The organism is Spongiactinospora rosea, from assembly GCF_003315795.1.
Lineage (GTDB): Bacteria > Actinomycetota > Actinomycetes > Streptosporangiales > Streptosporangiaceae > Spongiactinospora > Spongiactinospora rosea.
The window spans coordinates 548717-561843 of the sequence record NZ_QMEY01000002.1 but is presented as its reverse complement, the minus strand read 5'-3'; the positions used below and the strand labels follow the sequence as shown (position 1 = coordinate 561843).

Below are 13127 nucleotides of genomic sequence, written 5' to 3'. Positions count from 1 at the left end.
TCCTCTCCCGCGTCAGGTGCCCGCGGGCACGGCCGACTTGGCGGTGACCAGCCGGGCCACCGCGTCGATCGACCGGAAGTTGTCGAACTCCAGGTCCTCGTCGCCCACGGTGATCTGGAACTCCCGCTCCACCATGTAGATGAGCTGCATCACGAACAGCGAGTTGGCGTAGCCGGAGGCGAAGATGTCCTCGTCGTCGGCGAACTCGTGGTCGGCGATGTAGCCGCGCAGAAACTCCCTGACCTTGGCCTTGACCGTTTCCATTGGATTGCCCTCCTACTGGTAGACGTGGAAGCCGCGGCCGCTCTTGCGCCCGTGCAGACCGGCGTCGACGAGCTGCTTCAGCAGCGGGCACGGCCGGTACTTGCTGTCGCCGAACGCCTGGTACAGGCCCTCGATGGACAGCAGGATCGTGTCCAGTCCGATCAGGTCGGCGGTCTCCAGCGGGCCCATCGTGTGACCGAAGCAGCCCTTGAAGATCCGGTCGACCTCAGTGGCGTCGGCCACCCGCTCGTGCACGAGGTAGGCGGCCTCGTTGACGGTGAGCATCAGCACGCGGTTGGAGACGAAACCGGGGGAGTCGGCGACCACGACGCCCTCCTTGCCGATGGCGGCGAGCAGGTCGAGCATGGTCTGGACGGTCTCGTCGGAGGTGTGGAAGCCCCGGATGACCTCCACCATCGGCTTGAGCGAGACGGGGTTCATGAAGTGCGCGCCGATGATCTTGCTGGGCCGGTCGGTCACCCCGCCGACCCGGGTGATCGGGATGCACGAGGTGTTCACCGCGAACACCACGTCCGGCTTGCACACCTGGTCCAGCTCCTCGAAGACCGGGCGCTTGAGGTTCCAGTCCTCGGTGACGTTCTCCACCACGAAGTCGGCGTCGGCCGCGTCGGCGAGCCGGGTGGTGAAGCGGATGCGGGCCAGTACCGCGGCCCGGTCCACGGTGGGCGGCGCGGCCAGCCCGCGCTGCGCGCCCAGCATCCTCTGGAAGCGCAGGTTGCGCTCGATGGTCTGCCGGGCCCGGTCCAGCGCCTGGTCGGTGACGTCCACGAGCACGACGTCGAAGCCCGACTGGGCGAAGACCTGGGCGACCTCGCTGCCCATCACACCGGCGCCGATGACGCCGATCGTGTGGATGCCGCTGTCGTTGTCAGGCATGTTTCCTCCAGTCCGTCGTTACGGGGTGGCGACCGCGCCGGCCGTGCGGAGCACGTCGGCCAGTCCGGCCACGGTCAGTGCGTCGAAGATCGTGCCGATCGGCAGGTCCACGCCGAAGCCCTCGCGCAGCCGGGGCGCGAGCTGGAGCCCGAGCAGGGAGTGGCCGCCCAGCTCGAAGAAGTTGTCGTGGACGCCGACCTTCTCCACGCCGAGCAGTTCCTGCCAGACCTCGGCCAGGGACTCCTCCAGCGCGTCGCGCGGCGCCTCGTAGGGCACCAGCAGGGCGGGGCGCGGGTGCAGGGCGCCGGTCGCGGCGTCCTCGCGGCGCTCGGCCGCGCCGGGGGCCGCGCGGCCGGCCGCCGCCTCCCTGAGCACCGCGTCCAGCGCGCGGGTGCTCACCATGACCTGCGGGGCCGCGCCCGAGGTGAGGATCTTGACGAACGCTGCGGTGCCCTCCTCGGCGCTCATGCCGTGGTCCAGCGCGGCGCGCAGGAACCCGGTGGACTCCGGCCGGTCCTCGTCCGGCAGCGGCGGCAGGTCGTACAGCTCCACCCGGCCGGGCGTGGCGTCGTGCGCCACCCGCAGCCGGTCGTCCAGGTCGTGGACCCGCTTGAGCACGAACCGGTCGGCGTGCACCAGCACGTTCCCGTCCTCGTCCGTGATCGTCACATCGGAGGTGACCGTCTCCTTCCTGGCGCGGTCGCCGTCCAGGTACTCCTGGAAGCTGTAGAGGGAGGCGGTCAGCGGGGCGAACATCCGCAGCCGGCCGTAGTGGATCGGGATGCGGAACTCCTCGGCGTGGTGGACGCCGACGAACGCGGTCGCGATGTCCAGCAGCGCCGGGTGCAGCGGCAGGTCGCCGACCTCGGCGCGGTAGGGGGCGGCGAGGTCGAGCCGGGCCAGGAAGCGGCCGTCCCCGACGTACATCCGGCTCAGGCACTGCGAACGCGAGCCGAAGCCCATCGGGCCGGTGCCGTCCGGGCGGCCGAGATCGCGCATGCCCGCGCGGGCCGCCTCGACGTCCAGCGGGGGCGGGCGCTCGCCGGTCAGCTCGCCGACCCGGCCCGTGGAGTGCAGCTGCCAGCGCTGCGTTCCCGAGCCGTCGTCGTGCGCGCTGACCACCGCGAACGCCGTGCCGTCCGGCGTGCGTTCGAGGACGACGCGGACCTCCTTGGCCGCCGCGTCCGGCACCACGATCGGGGTGTAGAAGGTGACGCCGGTCAGCTCCACGCCCTGCCCGTTGTGACCGGCCGCGTGCGCGTAGGCGGCCCTGACCAGTTCCAGGTGGCCGACGCCGGGCACGACCGGGCGGCCGAGCATCCGGTGCTCGTCCACCAGCCAGGACCGCTCGGGGTGGAAGTGCGCCACGTACACCGACAGGCGGTCATCGCCCAGCCGCCGTTCCAGGAACGGGTGGTCCACCGGCCGGGTGGCCGGGGCGATCGACTTGGCGGCCATGCCGATGTCGCGCCAGGCGTCCCAGTTCACCGACACGGAGTCCGGCTCGCGGGCGGCGAGCGCGTCCAGGAAGGAGTTGGCCGCGGCGTAGTCCACCTGGCCGACGCCGCCGGTGACCGCGATGCCGGAGGAGCAGTGCAGCACGAAGTCCAGCGGCCGCCCGGCGCACGCCTCCCGCAGCGCCAGGGCCCCGGCGACCTTGGGCGCGAGCACCTTGGCCACGGCGGCGGCGTCCTTGAGCTGGATCAACCCCCCGCCGGGGACACCGGCCGCGTGGACGACGCCGTGCAGCGCGCCGAACCGCTCGACGGCCTGCCGCACCACGTCGCCGACCTGGGCGGCGTCGGTGACGTCGGCGGCGGCGAACAGCACGGTGCCGCCGAGCTCTTCGAGCCGGAGCAGCGCCCTGATCCGCTCGGAGCCACCGGCGTTCCACTCGGCGCGCGGCGGCAGCGGGGTGCGGCCGACCAGCACCAGGTTGGCCTGGTAGTGCTCGGCCAGGTGGGCGGCCACGGACAGGCCGATGCCGCCCAGCCCGCCGGTGATCAGGTACGTGCCGCCCTGCCGGAACCGCCGGACGTCGCCGGGGCTCTCCAGGTCGGCGGGCTGGAACGTCTGCCGCAGGCGCAGCCGCCCGCGGATCGCCACCACCTCGGCCCCGGTACCGGCCGCGACGCCCCGGCCCAGCTCGCCCAGCAGCGCCTCCGCGCTCGCCGGACCGGGCTCGCCCAGGTCGACGCTCCGGCAGGTGATCGACGGGTTCTCCAGCGGCCACACCTTGACCGGGCCGAGCGCGAGCGCCTTGGCGGGCTGCGCGTCGTCGCCGGGCACGATGGCGTGCATCTCGCTTGAGACCACGGTGACCTCGACCGGCTCGGTGAGCCGGGTCCCGCCGAGCGCCTGGGCCAGCGCGATCAGGCCGGTCAGGCCGTCGCGGGTGGCCGCCTCGACCGCCTCGGCGGCGAACGGGCCGGCCGGGCGCGGGCCGGTCAGCCACAGGTGGGCGATCCTGGCCGGTACGCCGCCGCCGGCCTCCAGCGCGCGCAGCAGCGCCGCGTAGTCGCCCGCGTCGGCCGGATCGACGGTGAAGGACCCGTCAGGCAGTTCGGCGAACCCGTCGCCCGGCCGGACCAGTATCGGGGTCGCGCCGCGTCCGGCCAGCAGCCCGGCCAGCCTGTCGGCGACCCCTGCGGCGTCGGCGAACAACAGCCAGCGCTGCCCGTCCGCCGCGAGGGGCGGCGCGGGCGGCAGCGACTCCCAGTGCGGGGTGTAGAACCAATCGGCGGGGTTGCGCCGCGCGCCGTCCGGTTCGGTGGGCTGGGCCTGCCGTACGGCGGGGCCGCCCGAGGGCCAGTACCTGCGGCGCTGGAACGGGTAGGCGGGCAGTACGGCCTTGCGCCGCTGCGGCTGCACGCCGTCCCAGTCGGTGTCCACGCCGCAGACCCACAGCTTGGCCGTGGTCGCCGCGATGGACTGCGCGTCCGACGCGGTGTCGCCCGAACCGGGCAGCGAACCGAGCACCAGCGAACCCGCGTCGGCGGTGCGCGGCCTGGACTGCAGGGCCAGCGAGCCGAGCGACTGGCCGACGCCGACCTCCAGCAGCATCCGCCCCGGCTCCTCCCACAGGCGGCGCACGCCGTCCCAGAAGCGCACGGTGTGCCGCAGGTGGCGGGCGTAGTAGGCGGGGTCCTGGGCCTCGGCGTCGGTGATCCAGTCGCCGGTGACGTTGGACAGATAGCGCCGGGCCGGGCGGCTGCGCGGCACGGTGGCGACCAGCTCGGTGAACCGGTCGATGATCGGGTCCATCATGCTGGAGTGGAAGGCGTGCGTGGTGCGCAGCCGCCGGGCGGCGACGCCGCCGGCCTTCAGCCGTTCCTGGACCTCGCCGATCGCCGCGGGCGGCCCGGCGAGAACGCACAGGTCGCGGCCGTTGACCGCGGCGAGCGACACCTCCGGCCCGAGCAGGGCCGTCACTTCAGGTTCGGGGAGCTGCACGGCCAGCATCGCCCCGCCGGGCAGCTCGTCGATCAGCTTGGCCCGCTCGGCGACCAGCCACAGCGCGTCTTCCAGGGTGAAGACCCCGGCCAGCGTGGCGGCGACGAACTCGCCGAGGCTGTAGCCGAGCAGCCCGTCCGGCGTGATGCCGCGCGCCGCCCAGGTCTGGGCCAGCGCGTACTCCAGGACGAACATCGCGGGCTGCGCGTAGCGGGTCTGGTCCAGCGCGGACGCGGCGTCGGCCCGGCCGAGCATGGCGCGCAGGTCCACCTTGCCTGAGCCGTCGCCGCCGGCCCGCCGCCGGTGCGGCGGGAACAGCACCGGGCGCAGGTCGAGCCCGGCGCGTTCGAGCAGGACGTCGAAGCACCGGTCGAGCTGCTCGCGGAACACCGGGTCGCGTTCGTACAGCTCCGCGCCCATGTGCTCGTACTGCTCGCCGAGCCCCGGCAGCAGGAACGCGACCTTGCGCTCGGTGGCGGGCACGGCGAAGGTGAGCACCCGCTGCGGCGTGCGGTCGCGCAGCGCGGCCACGGCGTCGTCGCGGTCGCGTACGGCGAGCGCGCGCCGGTGCGGGAAGGCGTGCCGCCCGGCCTGGAGGGTGCGGGCCACCTGGTCCAGCGGGACCTCGGGGTGGGACTCCAGGTGGTCGGCCAGCCGGTCGGTCGCCGACTCCAGCGCCTCGGGACCGGCCGCCGACAGCGGCAGCACCTGCCACCCGCCGTCCGTCTCGGCAGCCGCGGGCGGTTCCGGGGCCTCCTCCAGGATGACGTGCACCCCGGTGCCGCCCATGCCGAAGGAGCTGACCCCGGCCCGGCGCGGCCCTTCGGAACGCCACTCGGTGAGCGCCGCGGCCACCCGGAAGGGCGACTCGGCGAACCGGATGCGCGGGTTCGGCCGGTCGAAGTGCAGGCTGGGCGGGACCTCCCGGTTCTCCAGGGTCAGAATGGCCTTGATCAGCCCGGCGATGCCCGCCGCCGCGTGCGTGTGCCCGATGTTGGTCTTGACCGAGCCGATCAGGCGGGAGCCCGCCGTCCAGCCCGCCGCGCGGTAGGCGCGGGTCAGGGCGTCGATCTCGATGCGGTCGCCCAGCGGGGTGCCGCTGCCGTGCGTCTCGACGTACCCGATGGTGTCGGGGTGGACGGCGGCGCGGCGCAGCGCGGCTTCGACGATCCGGGACTGGCCCGCCACGCCGGGCGCGGAGAACCCGACCCGCTCGGCCCCGTCGTTGCCCATCGCCGAACCCTTGATCACCGCGCGGATGCGGTCGCCGTCGGCCAGCGCGTCGGACAGCCGCTTCAGCACGACGACGCCCGCGCCCTCGCCGATGACCGTGCCCTCGGCGTCCGCGTCGAACGCCCGGCAGTGGCCGTCGGGGGAGTAGATGCCGCCCTTGTGGTACCGGTAGCCGGGCACCTCGCCGGAACGGATGGTCACCCCGCCTGCGAGGGCGAGGTCGCTGGAGCCGTTCTGCAGTGACTCGCAGGCCATGTGCACCGCGACCAGGGCGGTGGAGCAGGCGGTCTGCACGGTCACCGAGGGGCCGTTCAGGTTGAGCTTGAAGGAGATCCTGGTGGCCAGGTAGTCGTCGTCGGTGGACACCCCGGCCAGGAACGCCTCGGCCGGTTCGGTGAACGTGCCGAGCAGGCCGCGGTAGGCGTTCTTGTAGGCGCCGGCGAAGACGCCGACCCGGCCGGGCGGGCTCTTGGGGTCGTGCCCGCTGTCCTCAAGGGCCTCCCACGCGCACTCCAGCATGACCCGGTGCTGCGGGTCCATCAGCGTGGCTTCCTTGGGGTTCAGCGCGAACAGCCCGGCGTCGAAGGCGTCGGAGTCGGCCACGACGCCCGCGGCCGGCACGTAGTCGGGGCTTTCGATCAGGTGCGGCGGCGCGCCTGCGGCGGCGAGTTCCGCGTCGGTGAAGACCGTGACCGGCTCGGTGCCGGACCGCAGCATCCGCCAAAACTCGGCCGTGCCGGTGGCTCCGGGGAAGCGGCAGGCGGTACCGATCACCGCGATGTCGTGTGCGTCAACGTTTTCGGGCATGACGAAGGCGTCCCTCCGGCCTTTTGCGGGGTTTTCGGCTAGGTGGTCTGGCCTGTCAGGGTGTTCTCGGGCGCAGGCTGTGGCCTGCGGATGGCCGTGACGACGACGAGGCTGGCCGCCAGCGACACGATCGCCAGCGGGATCCACACGCCGTGGCCCAGCTTCACGAGCAGCCAGCCGCCGACGACCGGGCCGATGGCCGAGCCCAGGCCGAAGACGAAGTGGAAGCCGCCCAGGTAGTGGCTCTTGGCCCGCGCGGGGGCGATCAGGGCGGGGTAGGCGAAGATGGCGGGGCCGCCGATGATCTCGCCGATCGACCACACCAGGGTGCCGATGACGATCACCGCGGGGCCCATCGGCAGCGCGTACACCGCGATGCCCGCGCCCATCAGCGCGAAGCTGATCCCGATCGTCACCCGCATCGGCCAGCTCTGGGTGACCCTGGTGGTGAGCAGTTCAAAAGCGATGACGATGAATCCGTTGAGCGAGACGGCCACCGTGTACCAGACGATGTCCACGCCCGACGCCGCAACGTCCAGCGGCAGAGTCGACAGGTACTGGCCGTAGACGACCGTGTGGACCAGCGTGGAGATCAGGTAGACGAGGTACCTGCGGTCGCGGAGCACGTCCAGGTAGCTCCCGGACGCCTCCCCGCCCGCGTCGGTCACCGGCCGTTCGTCCGCCCGGCCGGGCAGCGTGAGCAGGGCCACCACGGCGAACGCCAGCGCGATCAGCGCCTCCCCCCAGAACAGCAGGTCGTACTGCTGGCGCTGGAGGTTGTACAGGCCGAAGCCGATCAGCGGCGCGGCCGTGGCGCCCAAATTGATCCCGAAGCGGGACATGGCGAACACCATGACCTGCCGGTCGTCCGGGGTGAGCTGGGACAGCAGGGTGGCCGAGGCCGGGCGGAACATCTGCGCGGTCAGCCCGGCCAGCGCGACGGCGGCCAGCAGGACGCCGTAGCTGTTCAGGTACAGCAGTGAGGCGATCATCACGCTGGACCCGGCCATGCCGATGACCACGGTGTTCCTGGTGCCGAGGCGGGCGGCCAGCGAGCCGCCGAGCAGGGTGCCGACCATCGCGCCCGCGCCGTACGCGCCGAGCGCGAAGGCGGCGGCGTCCGGGGAGTACCCCTGGGCGGTCAGGTACAGCACCAGGAAGATGTTCAGGAAGCCGCTGAGCCGGTTGACGAAGATCCCGGCCAGCAGCGTCTTGACCGCGATCGGCGACTCCCGCCAGGTCAGCAGGACCGAGCCGGTGCCCGCGCTCATTTCGGGCCTGCTAACGGGCGGGTCTCGACGGTGAGCGCGGCGCGTACCTGTCGTTCGAGTTCGTCCAGCTCGTCCAGGGTGGGCGCGTCGATGAGGAAGCTCGCCACCCGGTCCGCCGAACTCAGCAGCGGGCCCAGCGCCGCGCCGCGGTCCTGCTGCACGAACACCGCGCGCAGCGCGGGCGGGTCGCCGGGCTCGCCCGGCCGCAGCTCCGGCCAGGGCGCGGTGTCGCCGACCCACTCGGGGCCGACGCCGGGCCAGTCCAGCCGTACGTCCAGCAGCTCGCCGGGGGTGTGCTCGGGGTAGACCTCGCGGGCGTGCCGGGCGAGCGGCGGGTAGATCGCGGTCTCGCCCAGCGCGATCCGGACGACCTCGGGTTCGATCGGCCGGCCGGTGGCCAGGTGGTACAGCACGGTGATGCCGTCGCCCGGGGTGCGGGCGGCCACCTCCATCAGGTACGGCGTGCCGTCCTCGGTCAGGCGCCACTCGGAGTGCGCGATGCCGTCCTGGAAGTCCAGTTTCTCCAGCATCCGCCGGTTGGCCTCCAGCAGGACGTCCCGCTCCCGGCCCGGCCGGGCGGTGACGGTGTGGGCCAGTTCGACGAAGGTGTCGGAGTCCTGGTCGGTGGTGCGCTTGAAGGTGACCGACGCGAAGATCACCTTGCCGTCCTGTACCAGGGTCTCCACCGAGTACTCCGGCCCGATCACCTTCTCCTCGACCAGCAGGGTCTCATAATCGGGATACTCGGCCAGCCGCTCGCGCAACTCGGCCTCGTCGTGCGCGGTCCACACGCCCGAGCTGGAGTGCCGCGAGGCGGGCTTGACCACGACCGGGTAGCGGGCGGCCACGGGCTCCCGCGCGCCCGGCGGGAGCACCTGCGAGGCCGGGCTGAACTCGGGCAGGTAGAGCCGCTGGAGGTACTTGCTGCGGCAGGCGCGGGTGGCGCGCAGGCCGGGCGAGCGCAGCCCGAGAGCGTCGGCCACCACGCCGGTCGGCTCGACCATGGTCTCGCCCACCGCGCAGATGCCGACGATGGTGTGCTCGGCGAGCCAGCGCCGTACGGCCGCGATCGAACCGGGCAGGAAGGAACCGTCCTTCTTGACGTCACCCTCGACGAAGGCGAAGTCGGCGATGGCCGTGGCCGGGTTGCCCGGTTCCTCCGCCGCGGCCAGCGCCGCCGCCCGCCCGCTCGCGGGCGTCATGACCAGGATCTTCAGGCCCCGGGCGCGCAGCTCCGAAAGGTACCGCGGGTTGCGGCTGATGACGTGGTACGACCCGGTGAGGACGAACGCCTCGGCTTTCTGGAGTGGCACTGTGGCCTCCTCTCGTGGGTGAGTCAGTACTGCTTCGAAGGGATGAGCCGGTCCCTGACGGCCTGGAGGAGTTCGTCCAGGCCGGGGCCGGTGAGGGTGCCGTAGTGGTCGGCCGCCAGGTCGACCAGGACGGGGGAGCGGCATTCGATGAACGACGGCTCGTCGCCGCGCGCCCGCAGCACGGTCACGGGGGCCGCGACGGGCCGGGCGGCGAGGTCCGCCGGGGTGTACGTGAGGTTGTACGTCAGGCGCACGATCCGGACGATCCGCCGGATGAGGTCGGTGCCCAGCGTGGGGAAGGCCCGCGCGGTGAACTCCACGAAGCCGTCCTCGTCGTGGACCGTGTCCAGGCACTCCTCCAGCAGCGGGCCGCTGACCGAGGCGGCGAAGACCGACCACAGGATCGTCACGAACACGGGGTCGCGGTAGCCGGGGCTGCCGGGCGGGCGGCCGGTCACGCGCGGGCTGCCCGGCGCGACCAGCAGCAGGTGCGCGACCTGCTCCCCGGCCTGTTCCAGCCGGTGCGCCACCTCGTACGCGACCCGCGCGCCGAACGAGTAGCCGACCAGCGTGTACGGCCCGGCCGGCTGCACCGCGCGGATCAGTTCGATGTCGGCCGCCGCCATCTCGGCGATCGACGCGTACGGCGTCTCGCCCTCGTTGATGCCGTGCGCCTGCACGCCGTACACCGGCCGGTCCAGCCCGGCCCGCCCGGCGAGGCCGCGCAGGTTCATCGGGTAGCCGCCCAGCCCCGGCCACATGTACACCGGCGGGCCGCCGCCCGCGCTCTGCAGCGGGATCAGCCGGGACACGGTCCGCCGGTCCGCGCCGATCCGCAGCGCGAGCTGTTCGACGGTCGGGGCCTCGAACACGATCTGGAGCGGCAGCGCCCGGCCGAACTCCCGGTTCAGGGTGTTGACCAGGGCCATCGCGACCATCGAGTCCCCGCCGATGTAGAAGAAGTCGTCGCGGACGGAGACCTCCTCCACGCGCATGATCCGCCGCCAGACCTCGGCGACCCGCCGTTCGGCGTGGGTGCGCGGCGGGACGACCTCCCGGTCCGCGTCGGCGGCGGTGGTGAGGTCCATCGCGGCCAGCGCCCGGGTGTCGATCTTGCCGCTGGGGGTGAGCGGCAGCCGTTCCAGGATCTCGACCCGGCCGGGGACCATGTACTCCGGCAGCAGCGCGACCAGGTCGTCCCTGATCAGCTCCCTGGGGCCCTTCATGTGGACGCTGTCCTCGCGCATGCCCGTGTCACGGACCTGCTCGTCGCTGACCCGGCCGCCGACGCAGAAGTACGACGGGCCGGTCCGCAGGCCCGCGCCGCGCAGGATGGCCGAAAGGCGGGTCGCGGACGGCAGGTCGTGGCCGGACTTGGAGCTGTAGCCCGACGACATGAAGCCGAGGTTCAGGTCGTTCATCTGGAGCCGTTGCAGCGCCCTGCCCAGGTCGATGTACTGGAGCCAGCCGGGGCCGCGGCTGGCGACCATGGAGATGCCGAAGCCCGCCAGCCGGTACACCCGCTGGTTGATCGCGATCACGTGCCTGCGTTCCACGACCTCCTGTGACACGGGCGTGAACGCGCCGCCGGCGTATCGGTACAGGCCCGCCGGCAGCCCGTCGACGCCGCCCGGGTGGGCCTGGACGTAGAAGTCCACGGCGTCGTCGCCGGGCCGGTCCGGCTCGTACCGCACCACCTCGAACGTGCCGAGGTAGTCGTGGCCGGGCCCGCACTCCAGGTGGGCCATGACGCCGGGCGTGTGGCCCGCCGGGCGTACGTCCAGCCCGTGGCCGGGCAGGATCTCCTCCAGCATGCCGACCATGTGGCCGGTCTCGATCTCCAGGACCTCGCCGACGTTGTCGTGGTAGACGTGCTCGATGGCGGGCCGCTTGCCCGCGAAGTGCAGGCGCAGTACGGGCCGCTCGGCGTCGGGGCGGGGCTGGACGCGCACCAGCCGGTGGTGGACCGGGTGGTAGTAGTAGAAACCGGCGTCGAGTCCGGCGATCCCGGCGAGTTCCAGGTAGAGCTGGGTGGCGTACAGCGCGCCCGGCGAGGCGTACCCGTACTTCGGCAGCAGCCGCTCGCCGCTGTGGAACTGCCCGAAGTACCGCAGGATCGCGCCGAGTCCGGCCAGGTCCAGCGCCTCGGGGGAGCGCGGCGGGGCGGCGGGCGTACGCCGGGCCAGCAGCCGCGTCAGGTCGTCCCTGGTGACCCGGCCGCCCTCGTAGAAGCGGTAGGTCTTGCGGGCGAACACCCGCCGCCACTGTTCGGCGGTGGGCTCGCGGCCGGGCAGGTCCACCGCGGGGCGGCCGGCGACCTCGGCGTCCTCCCGGCAGCCGCCGTTGGAGAGCTGGGCGCGGACCTGCAGCCTGCTCGCCTTGGACAGGTGGTGCGCCGAGTGGCGGTCCTGGTCCATCAGGGCCGCTTCCTGGGAGTCCAGCTCGACGAACGCCACGAGCTGGTCGGCGGCGGTGCGCGGGTCCTGCCGGACGATGACCGCCGCGTTGCGCACCCAGTCGTGCGCCTCGATCGTGCGGCTGACCTCGTCCAGCTCCACCCGGAACCCGCGGACCTTCACCTGGTTGTCCACCCGGCCGACGAACTCGGCGGTGCCGTCGGCGGTCCAGGTGGCGAGGTCGCCGGTCCGGTACAGCTTGGGGGAGCCGTGGTCCAGCGGGAACGGGCTGTCGATGAACCGCTCGGCGGTCAGGTCGGGGCGGTTCAGGTAACCGCGGGCGAGCTGGACTCCTCCGATGTACAGCTCGCCGACCTCGTCGATGGACACCGGGGCCAGGGTCTCGTCCAGGATGTAGAAGCGGGTGTTGTGCACGGGCTTGCCGATCGGCACGGTCTGCGGCCCGTCGGCGACGTCCTGCCTGGTGACGACGTGCGCGGAGGCGTTGATGGCGCACTCGGTGGGGCCGTACAGGTTGGTCAGGCCCGCGCCGGGCAGCGCGCCCAGGCAGCGCCGGGCCAGCGGCCGGGACAGCGCCTCGCCGCCGCTGAACACCTGCCGCAGCGAGGTGCACGTGCCCAGCCTGCCGGTCTCCAATAGCGCCTTGAGCAGGGTGGGCACGCACTGCAGGGTGGTGACGCCGTGCTCGATGACCGTGTCGATCAGCCGCTCGGGGTCCCGGTACAGGCCGGGCTCGCCCATCACGACCGTGCTGCCGCAGCCGGTGGCCAGGATCTCCCACTGCGCGGCGTCGAAGCTGATCGGCGTCTTGTGCAGCACGACCCGCCTGCGGTCCAGCCGGTGCACGGTGTTCAGCCAGCGCATCTGGTTGACGATCGCGCGGTGCTCGATCATCACGCCCTTGGGCCTGCCGGTGCTGCCGGAGGTGTAGATCACGTACGCGAGGCCGCCGGGCCGGGCCGCGCCGCGCAGCTCCCACTCCTCGACGGGCTCGCGCCCGGCGGCGAACCGGGCCGCGTCCGCCGGGGTGACCGCGCGGACGTCGGTCAGCTCGGCGAGCATCGGCGCGAGCGCGTCCTGGGCCACGATCAGCTCGATGCCGCTGTCGTCGATCATGTACCGCAGCCGCTCGGCCGGATAGTCCGGCGACAATGGCACGTACGCGCCGCCCGCCAGCAGGATCCCCCACACCGCGATCGTCATGTCGATCGACGGATGGGCGAACAGGCCCACCCTGGCGTCGGTGGCGACGCCGAGGCCGCGCAGGTAGACGGCCATGCCGGCGGCCCGCTGGGCCAGCTCGCGGAAGGTCGGCCGCCGGTCGCCGGAGACGACCGCGACGGTGTCCGGCTGCGCCCAGACCTGCTCCCACAGCAGGTCGGGGAGGCATTCGCCGCCCCGGGGCGCGGTCCTATGGTGGTCTTCTGCGTACGGCAAGCCCGCACGATGCACGATGGCCTCCTTGGTCATCC

6 protein-coding genes are annotated in these 13127 nt (G+C 72.9%); all 6 read right to left on the bottom strand.

Annotated features, from left to right (window positions below; translation table 11 throughout):
- Window positions 1-12: 12 nt before the first annotated feature.
- The 6 genes from DP939_RS07645 to DP939_RS07620 are packed head-to-tail and all read right to left on the bottom strand — an operon-like array spanning window position 13 to window position 13125.
- The gene (locus DP939_RS07645; RefSeq protein WP_111167523.1) at window positions 13-264 is read right to left on the bottom strand and encodes an acyl carrier protein; all 252 of its coding nucleotides are present in this window, start codon (window positions 262-264) and stop codon (window positions 13-15) included.
- Between the two features lie 12 nt (window positions 265-276).
- Entirely contained in the window at window positions 277-1161 is an 885-nt protein-coding gene (locus DP939_RS07640; protein WP_113979886.1) for a 3-hydroxyacyl-CoA dehydrogenase family protein, read from the bottom strand.
- An 18-nt stretch (window positions 1162-1179) separates the two neighbouring features.
- A complete protein-coding gene (locus DP939_RS07635) occupies window positions 1180-6654 on the bottom strand; it encodes a type I polyketide synthase (protein WP_113979885.1) in 5475 nt (1824 codons plus the stop codon).
- A 38-nt stretch (window positions 6655-6692) separates the two neighbouring features.
- A complete protein-coding gene (locus DP939_RS07630) occupies window positions 6693-7925 on the bottom strand; it encodes an MFS transporter (RefSeq protein WP_113979884.1) in 1233 nt (410 codons plus the stop codon).
- Complete coding sequence (locus DP939_RS07625) at window positions 7922-9238, bottom strand: ATP-grasp domain-containing protein (RefSeq protein ID WP_199565005.1); 1317 nt, start codon at window positions 9236-9238, stop codon at window positions 7922-7924. Before DP939_RS07625 ends, DP939_RS07630 begins: the two co-directional genes overlap by 4 nt.
- 23 nt (window positions 9239-9261) lie before the next feature.
- Window positions 9262-13125 carry a non-ribosomal peptide synthetase family protein gene (locus tag DP939_RS07620; RefSeq protein ID WP_113979882.1) on the bottom strand — a complete coding sequence of 1288 codons (3864 nt, stop codon included), beginning with the start codon at window positions 13123-13125 and terminating at the stop codon, window positions 9262-9264.
- Window positions 13126-13127: the final 2 nt, after the last annotated feature.